The organism is Blautia parvula, assembly GCF_020215665.1.
Lineage (GTDB): Bacteria > Bacillota > Clostridia > Lachnospirales > Lachnospiraceae > Blautia > Blautia celeris.
Map to the genome: position 1 here is coordinate 1,465,198 of NZ_CP084061.1, position 23,801 is coordinate 1,488,998.

Here is a 23,801-nt window from a genome sequence, read left to right on the forward strand (position 1 = left end):
GAACATGAGAAACTTGCTGCCGATGCCAGAAGGCAGAAGGAAATGGACGAAAAAACGGCATAGCCGTAATGGCTGATGCCGTTTTTTGTGGTGATGTTTTTATGTCCTGTCATGCTGTGTTTATTCTCCGTGATGCCCGTTTCTATGCCCGTGTTCTGTATTTTCATAGTCTGAGTCGCCGGAAGAATGACTGCTCTGCTGATTTTCCTGACTCTCTTCCGACTGGTCACCCCTGGATTTCTCATCGTGTTTTCCATTGCCCTGGCCGCTGTGTTTTTCTCTGTGGCCTTCTGTCTCCGTGTCATGTTCCCGGCTGTGATGTTCACGGTACTGCTGACCGTATGAGTGGCAGGCCTCATTGGCGCTCTGCTGCATATCTGCCTCCTGCTCGTCATCATGGCAGGAAACCTTCACCTTTGCCTTATCCCCCTGGCACTCCTGATAGGAATCTGTCTCCATAATGGCCTGCAGCGCTTCCTGGTAATGCATTCCCGTCACATCCACCTGGGAGATTATGCTCTCTCCGTCTTCGTTCAGACCCTCCGCTGAAATCACCGTTTCTTTGCCGTTTACGGACAGACCGATCTCAACCGGGCCTTCCATAGTGATATATGCTGCCTCGGCTTTTATCTCATAAGCCCTCATACTCCCCGCAAACACCAGTACCAGCAGCAAAGCCCCTGCCAGTGTCCGGTAAAATACCGGTCTTTGGTAAAAGCGGCGTTTTGAACAGGAATCCAGTTGGGCGATCAGGGTTTCCTTTGTTTTTTCCTTCATCTGCTCATCTGCTTTTACAGAATCAAATGCGTCTCTGATTTTTCTGCTCACTCCACGTCACCTCCTACCATATCCTTCAGCATCTGTCTGGCACGGTTCATCCAGGTATAAACGGTATTCTCTTTTTTATGCAGGATTCCCGCTATTTCCACTGCTGTGTATCCCTCGTAATAGAAGAGATAAATAACGGATTTGTATTTGTCCGGCAGTTTCAGGACTGCCTCCCGTATGTAAGATAAATCCTCCTTCTCCTCTATGGGAATTTCCTGTGCTTCCTCCAGGGAAGTATGCCTGCGGAAAATATTCTTCAGGAAATCCTTGCACTCATTGATCGTCACCCGGATGATCCAGGCTTTTTCATGTTCCTTAGAGTCAAATTCCGGATTGGCGCGCATCAGCTTCAAAAAGACGTTCTGCATAATGTCCTGGGTGTCATCATAATTCTTTCCATAAGAATAGCAGATACGGGTTATGGTATCTGCGTATTCTTCCACTATTACATTGATGTCCCATTTTGTCATCATGTGAATGAAATCCTTTCGGCTTTATATGATACTATCTGTCTTCTTTTCCTTGATGCTGTCTTATTTTCCGTGATGATTTCCATGACTGCTGCCGTGATGTTTCCCATGGCCCCCGAAAGTGTCTGTGCCGTTCACAGAATCTTCCGGATTCTGACAGGCCGCGCTGTTCCTGCAGGCTTCATGGATCTGGCAGTTGGCGCCGTACTCACACTCTTCCGAATTCTGACAGGCTGCGCTGTTCCTGCAGGCTTCATGAATCTGGCAGTTGGCGCCGTACTCACACTTCTCCTGGATTTGACAGTCTTCATTGTTCATGCAGACTCCCTGGTTCCGGCAGTCGGTTCCATTCATGCAGATTTCCGGATTCTGACAGTCGGTTCTATTTATGCTGTCGGTGATGACAGTATTAGCCTGGTTTTGACCGTCTGCATGATACGCAGAATCTGTCTGGTTTTGACTGTCTGCGGCATCTGCCTGACTGTCTGGATTATTCCCGACAGATGTCTGTTTCACACTGTCCTCATAGTTCACAGTGACGAACTGGTTTTGGCTGTCAGTTTCATTCGCAGTACCTGTACGTTTCTGGCTGTCCGCTTCATTTGCAGTGCCTTTACCACTCTGATTGCCTGCTTTATTCCCAGTGTCTGCACGATTCTGGCTGTCCGCTTCATTTACAACACCTGTACAGTCACGGCTGCCTGTTCCGTTTATGACAGTATCCCGGCTCTGTCCGGAAGTACCATAGACGCAGTTGCCCGGGTTCTGACAACCTGCTCCATGTTCACAGTCTTCCCTCTTCTGACAATCTGTTCCTGCACAGGTTTCCGTATATGAGCAGTCTGCTCCATGTTCCCTGCACACACTATCCCGGCACCACAGACGGCTGTGATCCCCTTTTCCTCCTGCCATCACAACGGTACTCATTGTCCCAACCAGGAGCACACCTGCTGCCGCGGCAGCTAAAACTTTTCTTTTATCAAACTTCATCTTTTTATTCCTCCGATTCTTCATCCTTTTATTTTCAGCGGTTTCTTCCCGGCAGAACGCCCGGAAACTCCTCTTTATACTAATAAAACGATTGGACCGGAGGAATCCTTTCAAAAATATGAAATTTATTTTATTTTTTTACTTTTCCACCTTCAGATATGAATCCAGCCCTGTAAACTGCTCCAGATAGCTGACTGCATCCTCATAACGGTTGGACTGCAGAATCAGATTTACGGTATTACAGATGCAGCGTCTCAGCTCCTGTATGTTAAGCGTTCCCTCTGACAGCTCCTGACGGATGTTCTCATGATCCTGGGGAATGCCGGGCATTACCATATCATTGCCCGCACGCATACAGCCTGCCGCTGTACACTCGCCTCTGGGGGACGCAAAGGTCGTCGTCCAGTCTGTCATGATGGCGCCTGCAAATCCCCATTCATCTCTGGCTGCCCTGGTGCAAATGTCGTAGCAGTTGGCAGCATGCACGCCATTGATCATATTATAAGAGGTCATAATGGACATGGGCTGGGAATTTTTCACTGCGATCTCAAATCCTTTCAGATAGATTTCGCGCAGCGCGCGCTCGGAGAGTACGGAGTCGGAACCCATACGGTTATCCTCCTGATTATTGCAAGCAAAATGTTTGATGGTGGTTCCGCATCCCGGTACCTTCTGTACACCCAGAGTCATGGCAGAAGCCATGATACCTGACAGCAGAGGGTCCTCGGAATAATACTCAAAGTTTCTTCCGCAGAGAGGGTTCCTGTGAATATTCATGCCCGGTGCAAGCCATAAAGTCACCTGGAAAAGTTCCATCTCCTTTCCTATCATCTCTCCCACTTCTTTTACAAGTTCGGCATTCCAAGTCTGGGCTAAGAGTGTTCCCACCGGAATCGCAGTACAGAACTGATAATAGGAGGTTCCTTCCTCTTTTACCGACTCTGCGAAAAATCCTTTTTCTATAGAGTTCATGAAATTCTCAGGTACGATTTCTCCGTCAACCACCTGATATTTCTGGTTCAGGCGCAGCCCTGCAGGGCCGTCTGCCAGAGCCATGGACGGCAGATTCCAGGGTTCCCCGGACGCAGCGGAGGAGGTCTCAGCCGCAGCTCCCGGCACAGTGATCCCTGCTGAACCGAGTACAGCATCCTGGCCTTTTCCCGGGTCTCCGGTCGCCATCAGCACAAGCTGCTCCCGGGACAGGGACTCCACAATCTCACCCGCCCTGCCGGTAAAATGTTCCGGCAGTTCTGAGTAAACCACGATTTCTTTTCCTATATTCTCTGCGCTCATATGTACACAGGGAAGCCCTGCTGTTTTTTCCAGCCAGGCAGCTTCTTTCTCCATCATCCTGCCATGGTCCGGTGTCAGCTCCTTCAGCTCCTCTTTCAGCGGGCAGATATGTTCACACTGTACCAGAACGGCATCTTTGTTCAGACACAGACTTCCTGCAGGCTCTGCATCCTGAATGGAGCTGCCCACCCAGATACCATAAGTGCCTCCCTCCAGAATCCAGGCTGCCTTCTCCTCATCGAAAGAGGCAAGCTGGTATACCGGGAATGTAATGGTCATACTGCAGGACTCCTGCGGCTTTAATTCCTCTGTTTTGGCAAATCCGGCAAGACGGCGGTATTCTTTAGCCAGTTTTCCCTGAGGGCAGGAGACATAGATCTGCACTACTTCTTTGCCGCAGTATGTATCACCTGTGTTGGTCACCTCCACCGTTACCGCGATTTCCGGTTTTCCGCTCTCTGTATTCACAGCCTCAACCCCTTTTGTGTTGACTGAGAAATCCGTATAAGACAGACCATAACCGAACGGATAACGCACAGGCACGTCAAAGGTATCAAAATACCGATATCCCACATAAATGCCTTCCTGGTATTTTTCTGTATTCACATCCCCGTTTTTAAAGCTAAACGTATCACTGCTCGGATAGTCTTTATAATCAAGGGCCCAGGTATCCGCCAGTTTGCCGCTTGGTGTCACTTTGCCGGATATCACGTCCGCAAAGGCATTGCCGCCCTCCTGCCCTGCCTGCACAAACTGCAGCACAGCTTTAATATTGTCAAACTCCTCTGCAAACGCCAGGTCTACAAGACCTCCTGTATTGATCATCAGAACAAGGGAATCATAAGCCTTTGATAACTGACCGATCAGCGCTTTTTCCTCCGCGGAAATATAATAATCACCTTCCGTGTCATGACGGTCCGCATTTTCTCCCGCTATACGGCTCAGTACATAAATGGCTGTATCTGCACCATCCAGAGCAGCCTTTTCCACATCAACGGGATTTCCGCAGGGCATGAAAAACGGGGTTGTAGAATATGCCTCAAAAAAATTGTTGTTATATACCGGCAGTTTTCCCAATATCTCATCCCGCCATTTAAGCCGTGTCTCCTCATAGAGAGATGCATAAGCCTCCAGCCAGGCGTCACTTGTGATCTCGTATCCCGCGTTTTTCAATCCCTGGCAGATATTGATGCATTCTCTTTCATTGACATCGCCGGAGCCTGTGCCGCCTTTGATGGTCTTTACTGCACCGGCACCGTAAAGTCCAAGCTTTGCACCATTTTTGATGGGCAGAATATGGTCCTCATTTTTTAAAAGTACAAACCCCTCTGCTGCTGCCTGACGGGCAATTTTTCTGTTTTCTGTCTCTCTGGCTGTCACTTCATTTGAAGTTGTTCCTGTAAATGTTTTCTTTTTTAACTGCATGGTATTCCTCCCAGACTGCTTGTCTTTATTAACCGCAGCTGTTCCGTAACTCCCAGCTGCTATCCTGTCTTATATTATGACGAATAAAACAGGAAATTTCTACGGTTCTTTTTAACTATTTATAGGCTGATATTGATATTTTTCACCTGGTTTGCTAGAATGTTCCCAGAAGGTTCTCTGTCAGTATTGATAAATTCAAATTACACACCATGACAAGACCACATGACCGGAAGGAGAAAAGCCCATGTCATACTATTATGAGAAAATCAGTGAAAACAACGGTCTGCCTGCAAAATTCATGCTCTCCCAGTGTACAGACCTGACCATTCCGGCCCACTGGCATGATTATCTGGAAGTTCTGTATATGATGGAGGGAGAACTGACCGCAGTAGTACAGGCGGGTTCCTATCTGCTCACCCCGGGCAATCTGATGATCATCAACAGCAAAGAACTCCATATGACCCGTGCCAATGGCTCTGTCTGTTATATTCTGCTGCAGATTTCCGCTGAGCATCTGCATAATTTTCTGCCTTCCGGCACCGAACTGCATTTTCAGACTATGATTGCTCCTGCGGATAACGGGGAGGTCTTTTCCGGCCTCAGACAGAGCCTGGAGCATATGCTGGATGCCTATACCCGTCAGGATAATGGTTATCAGTTCTTTTTTGCTGCCAAACTCTATGAATTTCTGTACCATCTGTATAGGAACTTCTGCACGCTCTCCCCTTCCGCACCGGAAACGGGGGCCAACCGGGACCTGGAACGTGTCACACAGGTCATGGACTGGGTACGGAACCATTTTCAAAAACCGCTGACTCTGGACGATGCAGCCGCAAGTCTGGCAGTGAGCCGGGAATACTTTTGCCGTCTCTTTAAACGGTATACGGGACAGACCTTTCTGGAATACCTGAACTCTGTCCGCACCATGCATTTATATGAAGATTTAAAAAATACGGACGACAGCATCACTGTACTCATGGAAAAAAACGGCATCAGTAACTACAAAGTTTTTATGCGCACCTTTAAAAAATTGTACGGCGATACACCGCAGAAGATACGAAGCGAGATCAGGGAATATTTTTCACCGGAACTGCCATCCTAAGTTTATACTAACTTGGAGGTCCGTATTATGTTTCCAGACAAAATCTACTATGAAGAAGCAGCCATGGGCTATGAACTGGGAAAATACCTGAAGCAGAAATATCAGGACAAAACTTGGATTCCCATTGACAGCCACAATAAAATAGATGAACTGCGCACGCGCCCAAACTCTGATTTCCGGGAAATGAAGCAGTATCTCATTATCGGCATCCGCAAAACACACCGGCATGTACCCAATGCCAAAGTCTCTGATTTTCTGGTACCTTACACCTCATCCGGCTGCATTGCCGCCTGTCTGTACTGTTATCTGGTCTGCAACTATAACAAATGCTCTTATCTGCGTCTCTTCGTAAACCGGGAAGAAATGCTTGATAAAATCATGAAAACAGCAAACCGCGCTTCAGAAGATCTGACCTTTGAAATCGGCAGCAACAGCGATCTGGTCCTGGAAAATACCATCACACACAATCTGGAATGGACCATAGAACGCTTTGCCGAAAATGAAAAAGGCCGCCTGACCTTTCCGACCAAATTTGCAAATGTAGCGCCTCTTCTCTCCCTGCATCACAGTGGCAGGGTCATATTCCGCATGAGCGTAAATCCGGAAAAAATCATCCGGCAGATTGAACTCGGCACCTCCCCTTTAAACAAACGCATCGAAGCCCTGAACCAGATGTGTGAAGCAGGATACCCCTGCGGAATCCTCATTGCCCCTGTTATTTTCCTGTCCGGATGGCAGGATATGTACAGCGGATTGATCACGGTCCTATCGGAAAAGCTTTCGGAAAAGATCAAGAAAACAGCATTTATAGAAATCATTTTCATGAGCTACAGCTTTGTCCACCGCAAGATCAATGAGGAGGCATTCCCGGATGCCCCTGACCTTTACGACAAAGATAAAATGCAGGTCAGAGGCCGCGGCAAATACGGCTATAATCAACCGTCCAGACAGGAGGGCGAATTGTTTTTCCGCAAAGAGCTTGCCAGAAAACTGCCGAATATGGAAATATTATATTTCAGCTAAGTGTTTCCGACTTATCCCCACATATCCATATGTCGGAAAAAGAAGCCGCGAATCTTCCGGGATACGTGGCTTCTGTCAGGATACATACTTTCCTATCGGTTGGATGTTTATTACTGCATATCATCCGGCATACAAAATTTCCGCCAGTATTTTTACCATGAGGGCTGGCTATTTTTCTTTCTCTTTGTTACAATATTATCTGAAGATAACCGGAAAGGAAGGAAATACATATGCGTCTGGAAAAAATACAAACTCTTCTGAAAGAGAAATCCCTGGAATTCCAATATAATGAAGTGGACGGCTGCGGCAGCCTGGACTTTGACTACAGAGGTGTCCCTTATCATATCTGGGAGTACCAGGAAGACGGCTGGGGCGTGGAGACGAATGTAAAACACGGCGGATACAATGAAGATATCACCGGTGACTATGAAGAGGAAATCTTTCAGGTCATGAAAGACTGGTAAGCAGAAAATGGGCTCTTGGGAGTCCGTTTTTTGTATTTCAGACAAACCTGTCTCCTCTCCCATGTTTGCCTGTCAAACAGATAACGCTTAGTACCATTACAAAAAATTCAGGAAAAGGAGAACGACAGAAATGAAAACAAAGATACAGCGCCCTGTAAAGAATGAATGCGATAAACAGATTGAAACCCGTTCAAGAAGCCATGCGCTTGATTTTGTAGCAGCCGCTGCACAGATTTTGACGATTATGTGTATTGTAAAGGGTAATCCTGCGTGGAAGGGAAGTCTTTCTCTCCTATTCTTCGGAGGCGCTGCCGCACTTGTATATAAGTATGATGAACACAAAGAAAAAACATATTTCATCATTGGAATCGTACTGGGTATCATTGGAACAGCCCTGCTTATTTGGTTTGGAATTACCGGATAAAAAGGCTGTCTTCTGCATAGAGAGTGTGAAACTTTTTCTGTAAAATAGGATTTATAAGGTTCTTCTATGATAAAATAAAAATCATAGGAGGGCCTTTTATTATGGCAAGACAAAAGAAACCAGTACACAGAGTACAAATGACGGAAGGAAAGCGCAGCATTATCCATCAGCTTTTGGAAGAATACGATATTCAGACAGCTGAAGACATTCAGGATGCCCTGAAAGATCTTCTTGGCGGAACCATCAAGGAAATGATGGAGGCTGAGCTGGATGATCACCTGGGATATCAAAAATCGGAACGCTCAGACAATGATGATTACCGGAACGGTTACAAACGAAAACGGGTCAACAGTAGTTTCGGTTCCATGGAAATCGATGTGCCGCAAGACCGAAAATCTACCTTTGAACCACAGGTGGTCAAAAAACGCCAGAAAGACATTTCTGATATTGACCAGAAGATCATCTCCATGTATGCGAAGGGAATGACTACCCGGCAGATATCTGAAGCTATTGAAGATATCTACGGATTTGAGACCTCGGAAGGATTTATTTCTGATGTTACAGACAAGATCCTTCCTCAGATCGAAGACTGGCAGAACCGTCCTCTGGATAATGTCTATCCCATCCTTTACATTGACGCCATCCACTATTCTGTCCGTGACAATGGTGTGATCCGCAAGCTTGCCGCCTATGTCATCCTTGGGATCAATACAGAAGGAAAGAAAGAGGTACTGACAATCCATGTGGGAGAGAATGAAAGTTCAAAATACTGGCTGTCTGTTTTAAATGAACTGAAGAACCGGGGGGTAAAAGACATCCTCATCATCTGTGCGGACGGCCTTACGGGAATAAAGGAAGCCATTGCTGCCGCATTCCCCAAAACAGAATATCAGAGATGCATTGTCCATCAGGTAAGAAACACATTAAAATATGTTCCAGATAAAGACAGGAAGGCATTTGCTGCAAATCTAAAGACCATCTACCAGGCAGCTGATGAAAAAAAGGCGCTGGCAGCACTTGACCGGGTAACAGAAAAATGGACGCCCAAATATCCGAATTCCATGAAGCGCTGGAAGGATAACTGGGATGCCATATCCCCAATTTTCAAGTTTTCAGCAATGGTCAGGAAGGTCATATATACGACAAATGCCATTGAATCGCTGAATTCCACTTATCGAAAGCTGAACCGCCAGAGAAGCGTATTTCCAAGCGACACAGCGTTGCTCAAAGCGTTATATTTAGCAACCTTTGAGGCTACAAAGAAATGGACCACAACCATCCGGAACTGGGCTCAGGTGTATGGAGAATTAAGTATCATGTACGAAGGACGGCTTCCGGAGTGATCGAACATGAGCAAATAACAGGCGGATTTACCGCCTGCTGTTGACATGCCTTTTTGTAACTGTTATATATAAAGTAAGGGTGAAAAGCCTATTCTTAAGACTTTTCACCACTCATTATCATAGAAGAATCTTATTTACAGACTTTTCTTCATAGTCTCTCTGCATACCCTCAGCCGGGACTGCAACATTTGTCCCCAATTCCGGAAGGACGGGCTTTCGGTCTCCCTTCCGGAATTAGGGGGATACAAAATTGACCACTTCTGTTGATATATAAATCATAGGCTGTTGGCTTGACCATCCATACAATTTACGTAATATGTTCTCCCATCCTCCATTTCATAGTACCAGACAGGTGTATAAGATTCCTCACCGATTTCTGCAAATATTAATTCTACATTACTAACCACTTTTGCATCCTCGCTATTTTCATCTAATCCTAATTCCTTATTTTCTTTCGTTATTACGTCTGCTATTAATTCTTCCGATCGTTTAAAATCAACTTTTTGAGCTGCTCCGTAATCGTGTGGTGAATCTATTTTTTCGTATTCATTCCATGTTATATTACCATAGATAACACCATAATCATCCAACATTACACTAATACCCTCATACTGTATTTTTATACCATCATATTCGTTTGGGTATTCTATCCTATATCCGATAACAGATTCCTCAACCTCATCTCCCAATTCTGTTTTAAGCATCTCTGCTACAACAGGCTCTTTCTTTTCCAGAAGTTCTGCATCAAACTCATTAAATGCTGTATGGATCCACGCATTTGCCTTCGCAATAGCCTGCTCCTTATCCATACTGACCGTTTCATCTCTAATCTCTCCATATGATATACTGGTCATCCCTCCGCTTTCAGTAAAAATTCCACCTCCGACTTCTTCATTAACTTCATATTGTTTGACGGTTTTCTTCAAAGCATATTCCGGAATATTTAATTCTGTCAGTGCTTCCACATCTGTTTTAAAAATTAATTGCCGGTCTGACAATTCCAAGTCTTCCAGCTTCGTGGTTTCTTTTTTGACTTCTTTTTCTTTTTTAACTTCTTTTTCTTTTGTCAGCTTCTCAGGGGATTCTGAATTCGCAGAGCATCCCATTAATACCCCGCCAATAATAACGGCCAAAGCTGAATTTAACACAACCTTCTTTTTTCTCACTTTTTTACTTTTCAAGATATTCCTCCCATACATTTGTAATATAATAATAGCACAAACGTCATAAACCTTCCACTTTACTTTTCTATATGTTCCAATTCCAATTTTCTGTCAGTCTTACGTCGAAAGCCTATTATCACTGGAGTTTATCTATCTAAGTGTTAATTTACGTCCCTCCTTAACAATAAATCAAATGTCAGCAAACCAGAATACAAGATTGCATAACCTAAAAGACAACAAAAAATATAACAACCACTATAAAAACAAGAAACATCAAATCCCCCGCATAATTTAACATATCATCTAATTGTTTATATTGAGGATTTTTCTTCATTTCTTTCCGTTTAGATTTTAATTCATAGAATTCCTCATTTGTAAAATATCGATACAGATTCTTTGTTTCCATCAATAAATAAATGAGCGCCATATCATGAGGAGAATTTTCCTCCTTAGCTGCCGCTGATTTTAAGATACTGATCATTTCCTCCTTATGGTTTTTTTCCGGAATATATATGGTTTTATGGCCGAATAAACCACCTTTCCCTTTCGTCGCCATTTCATCATGGAGCAAAGACTCCCCCAGCTCTGCTGTTAGTTTCTTCATACTGCTGCCAATTGACAGCATATAATAATTCATTAACTGATTCATCGTGCGTGATTTCTGCTTCAAATATGTATAGAGAGATTCTATATGACTGAGTTCATTCGGAATGTCTTTGATTACTGTGATTTTTTTATTTTCCATTGTAATTACGCCGTTAAGCTTTAAGTCCATAATACCCGCCGCCACGATTCCGGCGATAGATTCGTCTTGATGCATTACCGGCATATATCCATTTTCATTTGTGGCTAAAATATAATATTCCTGTGCGATTGATTTTCTGTTCATGTGTGTTACCTCCAAATTTTTTAGTGTTTGCTAAACAAGGCTGCGGTATTTTTTCATTTATTCCATGCACTAACCTTAGCATATTGCATACCTCTGCTGAGTGCATAATTCCTAAACGGTATACATCTCTTCCTGAACGGTATGCTTTTGTATGTGTATAACAAAAAGAGACTGCCGTTTTTTATGACAGTCTCCTTAATTGGATTTTATATAAAGCTTATGGTTATGAGAAGCTTTTCAATTTCGATTTTTCTTTCTGTAAAAAAACACACATAAGTACACACCAATTATCATTATTACTGCACAATATATGTAAATTCCCATGTAATTTGTCAAATACATAGTATCGCTATAGCTTTGAGTTTCTGATAATTGACTTGCCATTTTCCCAATGACCGGAATCGTTTTATCAAAAAGCGCAGTAATAAAAAGACATATACATCCTATTTCAAACAGAATAAAAGACAATGCAAATCCGATTTTATCCATATATTTTCTCCTCGCAAAGTATCTATGATTATTTCGCTGGAAATGTCCTTGTATTTACAAAATAATACATTTATCACATTGTAACTAACAGTGACAATTATATCGAATGATTCCTTCGACCTTGAGTTTTCATAATCCGCCGTCACTTCTTTTTCCCGAAAAACTTCTTGATGATAATCCCTGTAACCGCCGCTGTCAGGACAACCAGCAAAGCCGCTGTCCATATATTTTCTGTACCGGTCCCGGCCGCATTTTCATTTTCTGCAGTTTGTTTATCTGCCTTTTCATTTCTTATATTCTTATCCGTACCGTTATCTACCTCTGCGGAAGTCCCCGGAACACCGTCAATTTTCTCAGGCGCTTCCTTCACCTCCTCATTAATTTCCCTGACCGGCAGATTGGGATTTTGGGGCTCATCAACGCACACCCAGAAATCCCTGTTTCCCATATAATACCCTACATTTCCCCACTGATGCCCTTCCTCATCCGTAAATGTAGAACCGTAATCAAACGTATCCTCCATAACTTCTATCTTATATTTTGTCTCAGACCCGGGATATGTCCATCCATATATGACATCTCCTTTTGTCACATTTGGTATAATGCCTTCATCCGGTGTGATCTTATCCTTATACTCTTCATAAAATGACTGGCTGTTATACACAGGATACATATAGTCCATGGGCACCCAGCCGCTGTTCTCCTGACCATCTTCTATAAATCCCCATTTCACATGATTCCTGTCTGTATAGACAAACGAAATATAGTATTTCTCCCTGTTTTTAACAGTCATCACTTTTTCTGCGGATTCCGGACTTTCATAGACATCCGTTTCCCCATCATAACCGTTGACAATGTATGAACGGTTCACATATTCACATGCATCTGCGTGTTTTTCATAAAAACTGTCTTCGGGCTCAAAAATCAGATCTGCATGTACTGCTGCAGTCTGAAAAACAATGCACAGTAATACCAACAAAAATATATGTAATCTTTTTTTCATACCTTTCCTCTTTTCCCATATATTCCCCAAATAAGACACCCGATCACAATCACAAGCACTGCAGCAAGTCCGGCCGCAAACCAGACAAAAACCGTAACATCTCCATAGACACGGTCAATGGATTCCGGTGGTTCCGGCATCTCGTCGTCAACCTCCCGGACAGGAAGATTCAGATTAGACGGGTCATCCACGCAAATCCAAAATGAATGCCATCCCATATAATAGTAATTTACATACGCCCATTTAAGCCCCTCCTCATCTATAAAAACGCGGTCGTAATTAAGAGGATGTCCTTCTGTTTTCACATTATAAGGATCACCTGAACCGGGATACGTCCAATAATACATCTTCTCATTGCTGTCAACCGCAACAATGCCTTCCTCTTTTTTGATCTGTGATTTATATTCCTCCAGAAAAGAATCTCTTACATAATGAGAAAACATATAAACCATGGGAACCCATCCCTCTGTGTCCTCTACATCCTCAACCAATCCCCACTCGTTCCCCTTAATGTCTGTATAAACGTATGAAATATAGTGTTCTTCGTTATTTTTCATAACTGCTTTCACTTTATCAGACAGAGGACTTTTATAAAGTTCTGTTTTTCCTTCATAGCCATTGACTATAAAAAAATGGTTCACGTATTCACATTCATTTGCATGATGCTTGTAAAAAATATCCTGCGGTTCAAATATAACATCTGCAGAAACCTCCATAACCTGAATACCAAAACAGATCAACAGCAAAAACAGCCCCACTCCCTTTTTCATACATACCCCTCCGTTAGCCGATCATAAGCCCCAGAAGAAAGGAACATCCGTTAGCCGCCAGTGAAAACCATACAGGATGTCTCCCCTCCAGCAGATAAGCCTTATAAATCTTTCCTTCCGTTACGACTACTGCTGTCTCTGCCACAAGATAAAACAGAAACTTCCCCCCATCTGGCATATACATTCTCCAAACCCAGGCAAGAAACACAGCCGCGGGATTGGTCAGTATGTTCACCAGGCAGACCAGCAGAAAATCTTTTCCACGCCTTATCCCATAAATCCACGCAGCAGCTTCCTCTATCATAAGGGTAAGTCCCAGCGAAACACCAAACATTTTAATCAGATACAGAACCATCCGCCGCTCCTTTCCGCCTTATCACCCCCATAAGCATCACAAGGGAAAACAAACTTCCCAGGCTTCCGGTCAGCCGGTAATCCATGGGCAGTACATTCTGGAAATAGACAGGCAAAAAGCCCAAAAACAAAGCAAACGTCAGCACACCAAATGCCAGTCCCGGCTGTTCCCGCATCTCCTTCCACATAAGAAATAACGTCAGCGGCATGGTCATATTAAAAAATAAAAGCGCCAGTATACCGGCTCCCCAAAAACTTCCCAATCCATACATCAAAGCTGCAAAAACAAGAGAAACCGTCACTGCCCTGTATATTCCAATCCGGTCAGACAGAAATCCTCCCGCCGCTTTTCCTCCCGCCACAGCCGCGGTACACACAACGCCTAGGAAAACAGTATTCTTCCAAGGAAAAGCAACTGCCATCCCCACATAGGACCTCAGTACCACCACCAGGAAACAACAGACAACCACCATTCCGCCTTTTGATGCAGACCTGTTCTCTCCAAATCTGCCAAAACAGCTTCCAAAACCTTCTCCTCGTCCCAGCCACAGGAGCATCCCCCCAAAACACAGCAGTGCCAACGCTCCCGCTAAAGCGATCCATCCCCTGACAGCAGACTGACTCCACACATTTCCTAAAAATAACCCCAGTGCTCCGGGTGCCACAAAAACACCCAGTCGTGTACACACACTGCGCTCCTCTTCACTGGACCAGATCGTGCCTGCGCCGCCTCCCACGTGGAACAGCGCATTTCCGATTCCCAGAACTATCACATGGGTAAATCCGCCGGCCAGCGTAAGCACAGCTCCCAAAACTGCAATCCCCGCAGAGCATCTGTACTTTTCAACCGCACTCTTCCCTCTGCATATCCCGTCCAGCACAACCCCCAGCGGCATCTGCAGCGCAAACGCACAGAAATTATACAAAAATATATGCCAGTACCAGGCATCCCTCCCCCGAAACACCCCGTACATGGCAAAGGCGCAGGCTGCGTCCACGAGAAAATGCATACACGAAAACACCCCTAAAACAGCCCTTTCCCTTCTCATGATCCCTCTCAGAGTTCTCCCAGCATCTGCGCCGGGTTATCCGCTGCCTTAACCTTACCGAATGCCTTTTCTATCACTCCGTTTTCATCGATCAGGTACGTGGTCCGCACCACCCCCATGACCTTTTTCCCATACATATTTTTTTCTTTCCAGACATCATATGCCCGGATCACCTTCAGCTCCGTATCCGAGAGCAAAGTAAAAGGCAGGTGATATTTCTCCGCAAATTTCTTATGGGAAGCCACCGTATCCTTACTAACTCCCAGCACCACTGCACCTTTTTCCATAAACTGCGGATATAGCTCTCCAAAGTTACAGGCCTGCTTCGTACACCCGGCCGTATTATCCTTACTGTAAAAATACAGCACCACTTTCTTTCCCCTGAAATCACTCAGAGCTGTTTCTTCCCCATCCTGATTTAACAAACAAAATTCCGGTGCCTTACTGCCGATTTCCAGCATATTTCTTCCTCCGTTTCTCATTTTATATTTTCATTTCTTATTTTTCCGCCGTTTACCCGAAAAATCCATCTGCTATCATTATAACTTCATTCCCTGTCTAACGCAACACACTGCGCCTTCCTGCATATCCTTTTAAATATGTGTCCGTTTAAGTCTCTTCTGTTGCATACTGCATCCGGTGTTTTTCTTATTTTTCACATCTCAAAAGTTTTTCTTGACATTCCCTATTCTCCATGATATGATACAGAAAGTGATTAATTTGAATTTAGAGCCGACCAGACAATGATTCCATTTAATTCATTGTTGTGTTGGCTTTTTTCTATTTTATTACGACCAAATATTATATATGGAGGTACTGATTATGAATAACGGTACAGTGAAATGGTTTAACGCTCAGAAGGGATACGGATTTATTACTGATTCCAATACAGGAGAGGATGTATTCGTACATTTTTCCGCTATTGTTTCCAATGGTTTCAAAAGCCTTGACGAAGGACAGAGAGTAACATTTGATACAGAGCAGGATCCGAAAGACAGCAGAAAACTGAAAGCAGTTAATGTTTGTGCAGCATAATTCCTGATTGCAAAAAAGAGGCCGCGCATTCCCATGCGCAGCCTCTTTTTTATCCTTTTTACTATTCGTCATACTTCTCTTCCATTTTCTTCTGCCGTCTTTCGGCACTCTTTGCCAGAATTGTCAGCACTGCCATCCCCAGAACAAAGAACAGAACCATACAGCCTGCACCCCATATACCAAGCACCTGCAAAGACGTTCTGCCCGCTGTCTTCAGATACATTGTCACTATAAACAACAGTGCAAAAAACACACCGCAGCTAAGACTGATGATAAGATTTTCCATCACTCTCGGCGTATGCCTGTTCAGATTCCCGTCTTTTACTGTCAGCCCCAAATAGATGCCTCCGCCGGCCAGAATCGCTATGGTCTCTCCCAGTACCTGCCGCACATCGCCCTGCGCCAGGATCATCTGCGCAATGATTACCGCAGCAAGCACAAAAAAGGTACCTTCAAACGCTTTCCTTCCATTCCGGTCTGCATCCTGCTGTTGTCTTTCATCATAAAATTTTTTGTTCATAGGTCATCCTCCTCCCAGAACAACTGATCCAATGTCTTGTCCAGTGCTCTGCATATAGCAATACACAGTTTCAACGACGGATTGAAATCGCCGGCCTCGATCATACCAATGGTCTGCCTGGTAACGCCCGTCATCTTTGCCAGCTGAATCTGTGAGAGATTCTTTTCCATTCTGGCAATTTTTAACTTCATGTTCTTCACGGCACACCTCCTTTGATACTTTCATTATATTCCTTTCCCAAAGATACGTCAACTATATTTAACATATGACGCATTTACACGACATCGTCAATTTGTTCTGCGGATTCCTTTATCTATAAACCTTTCCATACCGGAAATAAATTTTTTTATACCACGGCAGTCCTCCATAGACGTAGGAACACGCTTTCTTATAAACACGGCGTGCCTCTCTTCCCTGCATTCCGGAAAGCGCCTCATTTCCAAAGCTTTCCTGCAGGGCAGCCCGCTGTATCTGCCCGGCTTCCATTTTTGTAATGGCGGGAACCATACCAGACAGTCTTTCCGGAAAATCCGCTCCCATGGGATCAATGGGATCACAGTCCTTTATCTCTCCTGTCATTCCAAGAACCTCCAGCATTCTTACCATGATCTGACCGGCTCCGTATTTTTCCTGTCTGCGCAGAATGATATACCGCCGCAGAGAAATCATAAGCCATACAAAAATAATCCCTGCCGCAACGGCAAATACAGGTGCCATCCTGATAAAAAAGATGCGAATACGCTCCGGCACATTATGTTTACGGTTCTCATTTGTACTGCCTCCCGGCTGCTCCTTCTGTCCGTCATCCCCATCTTTCTTACGGTTTTCTGTCTCGTCGGCAGATTCTTCCTTCCCCGGTTCCTCCCCATATTCTGCCTGATCCGGAACATCCTGGTTTCCCTGATTTGACTCGTCCTCCCTGCCAGTCCCATTTTCCGCCCCGGAAGCTCCGGCTGCTGCCTCTGTATCCGGCATATAGTCTCCGTTTTCCCCATCCATCCCAGCAGACTGTGTCCCGGCTGCAGGAGTTGTCTCCACAGGAAGCCACCCTTCACCGTCAAAATAGATCTCCGCCCAGGCATGCGCCTGCTCATCTGTGAGAACCGCCTTATATCTGCCGTCCTCCTGCTCCTCAAACAAATCCGGTGTCACCCGGAATCCAACGGCATAACGGGATGGAATCCCATAAATTCTGTACATAAGCGCCGCCGCGGTTGCAAAATGCTGACAGTATCCTTTTCCCTGTTCACATATAAAATATTCCGCCGGGTCTCTTCCGATAGGTGCCACACCCGGATTCAGAGAATACGCTGCCTTTGACTGCAGCCAGGCCCGGATAAATCCGGTGACCTCCTCTGTCCCGGATTTATCATTGGACCTGCAGATATTCACAAACTGCGGTACCTCCTCCCAGGGAACCACGAGACAGGATTGTTCCACGAAAGTTTTGTAGGCGCGCTCCTCCTCCTCAAACCGAAGTCTGGTGTCTGCGTCTGCCATGGCAAGCACGGTTTTAAAATCCTGTTCTGTATACATAGTTCCCCTGTGTACCTTATCGTCTCCATACTCTTCTCCGTAAATATAAGGTACCGATACTATCCTGTTCTCCGGCGCCAGAGACCGCAGCTCCACGTTCTTTTCTCCGGGCACATTCATATCACCGTCTGTCCCTCCAAGACCGGAAAGAATGTAGCGGATCATATAAAACTGCCTGTTTTCAAAATATGTTCTGGCATCTGCTCCCTCCCTGGCCGCGTACTGCCCGTCCAGCCCCTCATAAAACGCGTTCTGGTCCGCTGCCTTCCAGGCACCGTTTTCATAAATATCCCCCACAAAGCTTTTAAGATACAGATCCTCTTCCGGCTTTTCCCGGAGGATCACTTCCATCTGTTCCCTGCCGCTTGGATAGAGACCGCCCCTGTTCACCTGGCCTTTGACGGATTCCGGGAGCCACAGGCCTGCTGCCATCCGCCAGGCTCTGTCACCTGCCTTCAGGGGGACCTGGTACAGGTTTTCCATATGTTTTGACAGCCCTTTGCCTGCAATGCCCATAGCCAGAAGAAGAAGGACAACGAGTACCGGAACTGCCCTTCCCGCATTTTTATAGATGCTTCGTCTGGGCTGCCCTGACTTCCGACCCGTTTTCCCCGCAACGGCTGCCATCCGGTTTCCCAGATGAAAAACAGCCAGAAGGCAGAGTGTCCATATATCTAAATCCGCCTGCTCCATCATTGCGGCAAACACAAGCGGGAAGGTGATAAAATAAAAAATCCATCCCTGCCTGGCCAGATTCGCTGTCAGGTAAACAAAAAGAGTCCCCAGAATCATACAGATACACAGAAGTCCGGTCACTTTGATAACAGGAATCGCCTTCATATTCCACATTCCGGCCGCATACAGCATTTTCATATTCGTAAGATACATGCCCTGCTTTGCCAGAAACATGCCTCCGGCCGCTGCGATGCCCACCCCCATTACAAAGACAGGCTTCCATTTCACGATATCCTGCAGAAACCAGCATCCCACACAGGCTGCAGCCAGGACAAGAGCCACCGGCTCCCAACTGTAATTCAGCCTGAAGATCAATGAACACAGCCTTAGATATCCGCAAACACCGCAAAAATAGCAGACGAAAAAAAGCAGGCCACTGACCGGTCCGCCGGTTCTTCCCGCTGCTTTTCCTTTATCAGCTAAGTAAAAATCTTTCTTTTTTGATTTCTTCCGCATAATCATCCTCTGAAAACTGAATCAGCAGTTTATGATACAAATGCAGTCTGAGGGATGTGTCCATACAAAGAACAATCTCTCCCTCCTCCTGCCTCCGATACATTTCCCTTAAATATACTTCCTCTGTATATCCATTCTCCACAGTCAGCGCATCCCTGCGGATCATTTCACATACATTGTCCATAATATCTTCACAACACGCTGTGGGATACACCTGTATTTGCCCGGTCATTCTGTCCCAGCATCCCACCTGATGGCTGATCTTTTCCTTCAAAAGGCCTGCGCTCACCGCATAGCAGAGTTCCCAGAACGCATCCATCTGCCCGGGACTTAAGGGCTTCTCCACCCTGGTATCCCAGAATACAAAGACCGGCGCCTGAACCTCTGTGCAATACTGCTTGCTGAGCAGCTCCCCGCTTCTGGCCGTCAGCTTCCAGTGAATATCCCGAAGTCCGTCTCCGGGGCGGTAAGCCTGTATCTGATAGATTTCAGGCGGCTGCACTCCGGGCCTGTTTTTCCCTGCTTCCGCCTCCATGCCGAAAGGCAGGCTATCCATGAAAAACTGCATCTCATACCCCTTCGGAAATACCACCGCTTTACAGGAAGCCTGTGTCTTTCTCTGTCCGAAGAAAAGGCACAGCGGCTCCCATACTTTCGCTTTTTCTGTGCAGATTTCCAATACTCCACAGTGCTTTGGGGAAATTTCCGCCTCTATCCTTGCAGTCCCCCTTCCCGGAACATATCCCTGTATCTTTTTCACTTCAGCTTTGGATGTTCCCCGGTTCCATATTTTAAGACGGACCTCAAACCGCATGACAGGCACCCGGGAGCGGTTAGCTGCAGTCAGAGCCACTGTCAGAGTGCTGCCCTTAGACACCTTATTTCTCTCCGGCTCCACACTGATCTCAAGCCTGCGGGCCAAATATTTGGATAAAATCCCCAGAATTGTCAGAAACACAAGAAAAGCTGAGATAAAAATCATCACCGAAGAAGAACGGTAAAGACCTGCCAGATAAAAAAACAAAACAAGTACCAATGTTATCAGGAATTTCCTCATCTGTCATCTCCCCTTAAAAAACGGCCTCTCCTCACGTTCCAATATCTCAGCCAGCACGCTTTCTTTTTCCACACCATCCATACGCGCCCTGGTGCTCAGCCTGACTCTGTGGCCGGTCACAGGAATAAACTGGGCGGACACATCCGCAGGGGAAACAAAATCATTTCCCGCGATCCAGGCAGTGACTTTTGCCATGCGAACAAGAGAAATCGTCCCCCTCGGGCTGGCACCGGCTTCAAAATGGGGATTCCGCCTGGTCGCGGTAATGAGTTTCACGATATAGTGGTAGACAGAATCATGGACAAATACCTGCTCCACTTCCTGTCTGATATTCTGGAGCACCTGGGCATTCAGCATGGATTTCAGATGGTCTGTCCTTCTCTCAATCCCCGTTCCCTTTGCCATCTCCACCTCACTGGCAAAATCAGGATACCCCATGCTGGTGCATATCATAAACCGGTCCATCTGCGCCGGCGGCAGCATCTGTGTGCCGGCAGTTCCGGCAGGATTCTGAGTGGCTATAACAAAAAATGGAGCGGGCACCTTTCTGGTCACTCCCTCCACGGTCACCTGCTCCTCCTCCATGACTTCCAAAAGGGCAGACTGCGTCTTCGGCGATGTGCGGTTGATCTCATCTGCAAGGAGCAGATTACAGAACACAGCGCCCGGCTGATAGACGAATCTCTGCAGGTCCTTTCTGTATATGGAAAACCCCGTCAGATCCGACGGCAGCACATCCGGCGTAAACTGTACACGTTTCCAGTCCAATCCCAGAAGCCTGGACAGCGCCAGCGCTAAAGTCGTCTTCCCCGATCCCGGCAGGTCCTCCAAAAGGACGTGGCCTCCCGCCAGCATCGCCGCCAGAACCTCTGCCGTCAACGTCTCTTTTCCCAATATTACCTGATTGATCTGTGCGAGCACCTCCCACACAGCTTCTCTGTTTGATTTCATAAGATGATATCCCCCTATTCCTGTATTTCTTCTTCCCTGTCCTGATTCTCCCCGTACAGGCCCAGCTTTTCCAGCCATTCTGCCACCTGCTCCCCTGCCTGGTCAGCTCTTGAGCCATAGACTGCCAGTCCATCTGCGGTCTCCGCATCCGGACATAATTTTTCTATATCCGTTACACTGCTGCCAAGCCCGCTGCCTCCGTGGGTACAGAAGGGCGCAATGATTTTTCCTTCAAAATCATATTCCTCCAGAAATGTATTTACGGCCATGGGCATACTTCCCCACCAGATTGGGAAACCGAGCAGCACCACGTCGTACTCTTCCATATTTTCCACATGGGTGGTGAGTGCCGGACGGGCATTCTGTTCCATCTCCCGGGCTGTCTCTTCCAGACATGTATCATAGTCTTCCGCATAGGATTTTTCCGTTTCTATCCGGAACAGATCACCACCCGTGTACCGGGCAGCATTTTCTGCCAATTTTCTTGTGTTTCCGCCGTATGAGAAAAAGGCAACCAGAACCTTTCCGGTATCCCCTTCTGCCTGCTGCCTTGCTGTATCTTCTGCTTTTTCCTTACCGCAGGAGGACAGGGACAGGGAAACGATCAGGAAACATATGGTCACAGGTATGATTTTTTTCATATTTGTCCATCCTTTCTGCGTATATTTATGCATATCCCTATTCTATCATAAATGGTGGACCTAACTCCAGCGCAAGACCCCAATTCATTCCTTTTTTTCCGTTTCCCAGTAAATCCGCTTCTGCTTTTCACTGAGGGATTCGATAAATCGTTTTTTGTAGAGGAGAAATTCCTCTAAATCCATCATGATATGATATAAGACTGCCCTTCCCTCAAACTCCTCTCTCGTCACGGGAAGAGGTGCCCTGTGAAAAGCATCCTCCACCTGGCGGAGCCGCTCTATCTGCTTTTTCGGTATATTTTTCTCCTCCACATAATTCTTCATGTAGGTAATATACTCTGCGATGGTCTCCGCCTGGCTTGGCATGGTACGAATCTTCTGTATTTCCAAGTGAAGACTCTGCAGCATACTGCACTGCCGGGTCCGCATTTCAATGTAGTGGTTGTAATATTCCGTGTGCGGAAGAAACGTATTTCTGTCGTACTCATAGGCCCGTTCCATGGAATGGGACAGATGTTCTTCCAGATGGGCGATCTCCTCCCATACATCCGCCTCATTTTCTCTCTGCATAAGGTAGTCTGCCAGCATCTTAAGGATATCCTGCAGTCTGGCCTCCACATACCGCATATCCAGCATAATCTGCTTTCTTCTGCTCTGGTTGCGCTGGAACAGGTTCAGCAGGACAGCAACCGTAATGCCGATAAAGACAAGACAGAATTCATTCCAGATAGTAGCTGCCCCGAAATCATGGGTGGTCCAGAAATGTGTCCCTATGACTGCATTGACAGACATGGTATTCTGCCACCCCACAAAAAGACTGATCCCCACCAGTAAAAATACAAACACACCATATGTGGTCCATTCCCGGCTCATATGGCTGAAGATCATCCAGGCCAGAAGCACGGTGGCAAAGAAAGAGACAAGCCGCACCCCAGACAGCCTGAGTGTGTCCCATCTCGTATTGATCAAAGTCAGCAGGGCAATGATCCCTGCGGAACTGGCAAATTCCAGGTGAAACTGCTCTGCCGCAAGTATGGCAATACAGCTTCCTATGGCTGTTTTCAGAGCCACTGCCAAATATTTTCCGGCTTTCATTTTCAGCATACAAAAACCTCCAAACTCCTGTTTTCATAAATATCACAGCTTTCAGCCAACTGAATCCCTACGGGTATTGGCCCGTTAAAAATCGCTTTGCGATGAAGCGAATACCTGCTGCATGGAAATACGATACAAAAAAGGGCCCCTCACGGATTTCTCCGTCCGGCAGCCCCAATCCTTTAAAGAAAAGGTTTTAAATCTCTCATAAAATTCTCTTCTGATTTGACAAGTCGCTTTGCCAGTGCCACGCTGTCTGTGGACGCATGGCTGTATTGGTTGACAGCCTTGCTGATGCTCTGGATTCCCATGTTGCTGCCATCCATTAAAATCTTTGCTATTTGTCCGCTGTCATCCTTTATCATAAGCTTCATCTCCGTCGTAACCCAGGAAAATGCGGCAGCCACAGGACCCGGCTCTTTTTCCTCCTCGCCTGATTGTTCCAGCAGCCTGGAGGTTTCTTTCTCCAAATCCTGATGTTTGCGGATATATTCATTTACCAGATTCTTCAGCTTCTCATCTTTGATATAATCGCTGATCTGCTTCATACTGTTGATTCCCATCTTGCATCCTGAGTTACATTCCTCTAAAAGCTTCTTGGTATGTGTCTCCACGTTTCATGCCCTTCTTTCTTTTTTCCTTTTAGTATGGGCATTTGCGGATTTTTTATGCGGGTCTGCCGGCGGTTATACCCAC

At 45.9% G+C, this 23,801-nt stretch carries 26 protein-coding genes; 6 read left to right on the plus strand and 20 right to left on the minus strand.

The features are described from left to right. Positions 1 to 120: 120 nt before the first annotated feature. The 4 genes from LC508_RS06940 to LC508_RS06955 form a co-directional block, all read right to left on the minus strand. Positions 121 to 828, minus strand: a complete 708-nt coding sequence (locus LC508_RS06940; protein ID WP_033140543.1) for an anti-sigma-I factor RsgI family protein — start codon at positions 826 to 828, stop codon at positions 121 to 123. Next, the gene (locus LC508_RS06945) at positions 825 to 1,301 is read right to left on the minus strand and encodes an RNA polymerase sigma factor (protein ID WP_054351069.1); all 477 of its coding nucleotides are present in this window, start codon (positions 1,299 to 1,301) and stop codon (positions 825 to 827) included. The genes LC508_RS06940 and LC508_RS06945 overlap by 4 nt, the downstream gene beginning before the upstream one ends. A gap of 60 nt (positions 1,302 to 1,361) precedes the next feature. Further along, on the minus strand, positions 1,362 to 2,288 hold the full coding sequence (locus LC508_RS06950) for a hypothetical protein (RefSeq protein WP_118594108.1): 927 nt from the start codon (positions 2,286 to 2,288) through the stop codon (positions 1,362 to 1,364). Between the two features lie 138 nt (positions 2,289 to 2,426). Next, a complete protein-coding gene (locus LC508_RS06955) occupies positions 2,427 to 5,006 on the minus strand; it encodes a glycoside hydrolase family 3 protein (RefSeq protein WP_103732938.1) in 2,580 nt (859 codons plus the stop codon). Between the two features lie 244 nt (positions 5,007 to 5,250). Between LC508_RS06955 and LC508_RS06960 the strand changes: the two genes are divergently transcribed. From LC508_RS06960 to LC508_RS06980, 5 genes are all read left to right on the plus strand, one after another. Continuing rightward, on the plus strand, positions 5,251 to 6,108 hold the full coding sequence (locus tag LC508_RS06960; protein WP_103732937.1) for an AraC family transcriptional regulator: 858 nt from the start codon (positions 5,251 to 5,253) through the stop codon (positions 6,106 to 6,108). Positions 6,109 to 6,135: 27 nt separating this feature from the next. Next, on the plus strand, positions 6,136 to 7,131 hold the full coding sequence (locus tag LC508_RS06965; protein ID WP_033140548.1) for an SPL family radical SAM protein: 996 nt from the start codon (positions 6,136 to 6,138) through the stop codon (positions 7,129 to 7,131). A gap of 230 nt (positions 7,132 to 7,361) precedes the next feature. Then, positions 7,362 to 7,595: a hypothetical protein gene (locus tag LC508_RS06970; protein WP_054351066.1), complete on the plus strand. Its 234-nt coding sequence runs from the start codon at positions 7,362 to 7,364 to the stop codon at positions 7,593 to 7,595. A 130-nt stretch (positions 7,596 to 7,725) separates the two neighbouring features. Then, positions 7,726 to 8,019, plus strand: a complete 294-nt coding sequence (locus LC508_RS06975) for a DUF6442 family protein (RefSeq protein ID WP_054351065.1) — start codon at positions 7,726 to 7,728, stop codon at positions 8,017 to 8,019. 101 nt (positions 8,020 to 8,120) lie between these two features. Next, on the plus strand, positions 8,121 to 9,362 hold the full coding sequence (locus LC508_RS06980; protein ID WP_225305334.1) for an IS256 family transposase: 1,242 nt from the start codon (positions 8,121 to 8,123) through the stop codon (positions 9,360 to 9,362). A 275-nt stretch (positions 9,363 to 9,637) separates the two neighbouring features. Here the strand turns inward: LC508_RS06980 and LC508_RS06985 are convergent, their stop codons facing one another. The 8 genes from LC508_RS06985 to bcp all read right to left on the minus strand — a co-directional run bounded on the left by LC508_RS06985 (position 9,638) and on the right by bcp (position 15,540). Beyond that, entirely contained in the window at positions 9,638 to 10,543 is a 906-nt protein-coding gene (locus LC508_RS06985; RefSeq protein ID WP_118594212.1) for a hypothetical protein, read from the minus strand. Between the two features lie 208 nt (positions 10,544 to 10,751). Further along, the gene (locus tag LC508_RS06990) at positions 10,752 to 11,414 is read right to left on the minus strand and encodes a GPP34 family phosphoprotein (protein WP_103731979.1); all 663 of its coding nucleotides are present in this window, start codon (positions 11,412 to 11,414) and stop codon (positions 10,752 to 10,754) included. Positions 11,415 to 11,651: 237 nt separating this feature from the next. After that, positions 11,652 to 11,903 carry a hypothetical protein gene (locus LC508_RS06995; RefSeq protein ID WP_103731978.1) on the minus strand — a complete coding sequence of 84 codons (252 nt, stop codon included), beginning with the start codon at positions 11,901 to 11,903 and terminating at the stop codon, positions 11,652 to 11,654. A 142-nt stretch (positions 11,904 to 12,045) separates the two neighbouring features. Next, complete coding sequence (locus tag LC508_RS07000) at positions 12,046 to 12,906, minus strand: hypothetical protein (RefSeq protein ID WP_103731977.1); 861 nt, start codon at positions 12,904 to 12,906, stop codon at positions 12,046 to 12,048. Further along, positions 12,903 to 13,676, minus strand: a complete 774-nt coding sequence (locus LC508_RS07005) for a hypothetical protein (RefSeq protein ID WP_054353767.1) — start codon at positions 13,674 to 13,676, stop codon at positions 12,903 to 12,905. Before LC508_RS07005 ends, LC508_RS07000 begins: the two co-directional genes overlap by 4 nt. Before the next feature lie 13 nt (positions 13,677 to 13,689). Next, positions 13,690 to 14,031 carry a hypothetical protein gene (locus LC508_RS07010; RefSeq protein WP_033140556.1) on the minus strand — a complete coding sequence of 114 codons (342 nt, stop codon included), beginning with the start codon at positions 14,029 to 14,031 and terminating at the stop codon, positions 13,690 to 13,692. Further along, positions 14,012 to 15,079, minus strand: a complete 1,068-nt coding sequence (locus LC508_RS07015; protein WP_146051695.1) for a hypothetical protein — start codon at positions 15,077 to 15,079, stop codon at positions 14,012 to 14,014. The genes LC508_RS07010 and LC508_RS07015 overlap by 20 nt, the downstream gene beginning before the upstream one ends. Before the next feature lie 8 nt (positions 15,080 to 15,087). Next, positions 15,088 to 15,540: a thioredoxin-dependent thiol peroxidase gene (gene bcp, locus LC508_RS07020; protein WP_033140558.1), complete on the minus strand. Its 453-nt coding sequence runs from the start codon at positions 15,538 to 15,540 to the stop codon at positions 15,088 to 15,090. Positions 15,541 to 15,901: 361 nt separating this feature from the next. On the opposite strand from bcp, the gene LC508_RS07025 reads away from it, so the two are divergent. Next, positions 15,902 to 16,114 carry a cold-shock protein gene (locus LC508_RS07025; RefSeq protein WP_018594431.1) on the plus strand — a complete coding sequence of 71 codons (213 nt, stop codon included), beginning with the start codon at positions 15,902 to 15,904 and terminating at the stop codon, positions 16,112 to 16,114. A 61-nt stretch (positions 16,115 to 16,175) separates the two neighbouring features. Here LC508_RS07025 and LC508_RS07030 read toward each other — a convergent pair whose 3' ends face one another. The 8 genes from LC508_RS07030 to LC508_RS07065 all read right to left on the minus strand — a co-directional run bounded on the left by LC508_RS07030 (position 16,176) and on the right by LC508_RS07065 (position 23,719). Then, positions 16,176 to 16,634: a DUF6773 family protein gene (locus LC508_RS07030; protein WP_054353771.1), complete on the minus strand. Its 459-nt coding sequence runs from the start codon at positions 16,632 to 16,634 to the stop codon at positions 16,176 to 16,178. Further along, complete coding sequence (locus LC508_RS07035; protein WP_033140560.1) at positions 16,631 to 16,834, minus strand: helix-turn-helix transcriptional regulator; 204 nt, start codon at positions 16,832 to 16,834, stop codon at positions 16,631 to 16,633. The genes LC508_RS07030 and LC508_RS07035 overlap by 4 nt, the downstream gene beginning before the upstream one ends. A gap of 109 nt (positions 16,835 to 16,943) precedes the next feature. Then, entirely contained in the window at positions 16,944 to 19,361 is a 2,418-nt protein-coding gene (locus tag LC508_RS07040) for a transglutaminase-like domain-containing protein (RefSeq protein ID WP_158587379.1), read from the minus strand. Next, positions 19,321 to 20,418 carry a DUF58 domain-containing protein gene (locus LC508_RS07045; RefSeq protein WP_103731973.1) on the minus strand — a complete coding sequence of 366 codons (1,098 nt, stop codon included), beginning with the start codon at positions 20,416 to 20,418 and terminating at the stop codon, positions 19,321 to 19,323. The genes LC508_RS07040 and LC508_RS07045 overlap by 41 nt, the downstream gene beginning before the upstream one ends. Positions 20,419 to 20,421: 3 nt before the next feature. Next, a complete protein-coding gene (locus tag LC508_RS07050; protein WP_103731972.1) occupies positions 20,422 to 21,369 on the minus strand; it encodes an AAA family ATPase in 948 nt (315 codons plus the stop codon). Between the two features lie 14 nt (positions 21,370 to 21,383). Further along, positions 21,384 to 22,010, minus strand: a complete 627-nt coding sequence (locus LC508_RS07055; protein ID WP_103731971.1) for a flavodoxin — start codon at positions 22,008 to 22,010, stop codon at positions 21,384 to 21,386. 84 nt (positions 22,011 to 22,094) lie between these two features. Continuing rightward, positions 22,095 to 23,114: an aromatic acid exporter family protein gene (locus tag LC508_RS07060; RefSeq protein ID WP_033140566.1), complete on the minus strand. Its 1,020-nt coding sequence runs from the start codon at positions 23,112 to 23,114 to the stop codon at positions 22,095 to 22,097. 173 nt (positions 23,115 to 23,287) lie between these two features. After that, positions 23,288 to 23,719 carry a DUF2383 domain-containing protein gene (locus tag LC508_RS07065; protein WP_054353778.1) on the minus strand — a complete coding sequence of 144 codons (432 nt, stop codon included), beginning with the start codon at positions 23,717 to 23,719 and terminating at the stop codon, positions 23,288 to 23,290. Positions 23,720 to 23,801: the final 82 nt, after the last annotated feature.

What these genes read in the sequence shown, in the direction of transcription:
- LC508_RS07010 (WP_033140556.1), bottom strand. Translation starts at nt 14,031, where the DNA reads ATGGTTCTGTATCTGATTAAAATGTTTGGTGTTTCGCTGGGACTTACC.
- LC508_RS07045 (WP_103731973.1), bottom strand. Translation starts at nt 20,418, where the DNA reads ATGAGGAAATTCCTGATAACATTGGTACTTGTTTTGTTTTTTTATCTG.
- LC508_RS06980 (WP_225305334.1), top strand. Translation starts at nt 8,121, where the DNA reads ATGGCAAGACAAAAGAAACCAGTACACAGAGTACAAATGACGGAAGGA.
- LC508_RS07055 (WP_103731971.1), bottom strand. Translation starts at nt 22,010, where the DNA reads ATGAAAAAAATCATACCTGTGACCATATGTTTCCTGATCGTTTCCCTG.
- LC508_RS06945 (WP_054351069.1), bottom strand. Translation starts at nt 1,301, where the DNA reads ATGATGACAAAATGGGACATCAATGTAATAGTGGAAGAATACGCAGAT.
- LC508_RS07025 (WP_018594431.1), top strand. Translation starts at nt 15,902, where the DNA reads ATGAATAACGGTACAGTGAAATGGTTTAACGCTCAGAAGGGATACGGA.
- LC508_RS06950 (WP_118594108.1), bottom strand. Translation starts at nt 2,288, where the DNA reads ATGAAGTTTGATAAAAGAAAAGTTTTAGCTGCCGCGGCAGCAGGTGTG.
- LC508_RS07040 (WP_158587379.1), bottom strand. Translation starts at nt 19,361, where the DNA reads ATGCGGAAGAAATCAAAAAAGAAAGATTTTTACTTAGCTGATAAAGGA.
- LC508_RS06965 (WP_033140548.1), top strand. Translation starts at nt 6,136, where the DNA reads ATGTTTCCAGACAAAATCTACTATGAAGAAGCAGCCATGGGCTATGAA.
- LC508_RS07005 (WP_054353767.1), bottom strand. Translation starts at nt 13,676, where the DNA reads ATGAAAAAGGGAGTGGGGCTGTTTTTGCTGTTGATCTGTTTTGGTATT.
- LC508_RS07000 (WP_103731977.1), bottom strand. Translation starts at nt 12,906, where the DNA reads ATGAAAAAAAGATTACATATATTTTTGTTGGTATTACTGTGCATTGTT.
- LC508_RS06955 (WP_103732938.1), bottom strand. Translation starts at nt 5,006, where the DNA reads ATGCAGTTAAAAAAGAAAACATTTACAGGAACAACTTCAAATGAAGTG.
- LC508_RS06970 (WP_054351066.1), top strand. Translation starts at nt 7,362, where the DNA reads ATGCGTCTGGAAAAAATACAAACTCTTCTGAAAGAGAAATCCCTGGAA.
- LC508_RS07050 (WP_103731972.1), bottom strand. Translation starts at nt 21,369, where the DNA reads ATGAAATCAAACAGAGAAGCTGTGTGGGAGGTGCTCGCACAGATCAAT.
- LC508_RS06960 (WP_103732937.1), top strand. Translation starts at nt 5,251, where the DNA reads ATGTCATACTATTATGAGAAAATCAGTGAAAACAACGGTCTGCCTGCA.
- LC508_RS07015 (WP_146051695.1), bottom strand. Translation starts at nt 15,079, where the DNA reads ATGAGAAGGGAAAGGGCTGTTTTAGGGGTGTTTTCGTGTATGCATTTT.
- LC508_RS07030 (WP_054353771.1), bottom strand. Translation starts at nt 16,634, where the DNA reads ATGAACAAAAAATTTTATGATGAAAGACAACAGCAGGATGCAGACCGG.
- bcp (WP_033140558.1), bottom strand. Translation starts at nt 15,540, where the DNA reads ATGCTGGAAATCGGCAGTAAGGCACCGGAATTTTGTTTGTTAAATCAG.
- LC508_RS06975 (WP_054351065.1), top strand. Translation starts at nt 7,726, where the DNA reads ATGAAAACAAAGATACAGCGCCCTGTAAAGAATGAATGCGATAAACAG.
- LC508_RS07060 (WP_033140566.1), bottom strand. Translation starts at nt 23,114, where the DNA reads ATGCTGAAAATGAAAGCCGGAAAATATTTGGCAGTGGCTCTGAAAACA.
- LC508_RS06995 (WP_103731978.1), bottom strand. Translation starts at nt 11,903, where the DNA reads ATGGATAAAATCGGATTTGCATTGTCTTTTATTCTGTTTGAAATAGGA.
- LC508_RS06990 (WP_103731979.1), bottom strand. Translation starts at nt 11,414, where the DNA reads ATGAACAGAAAATCAATCGCACAGGAATATTATATTTTAGCCACAAAT.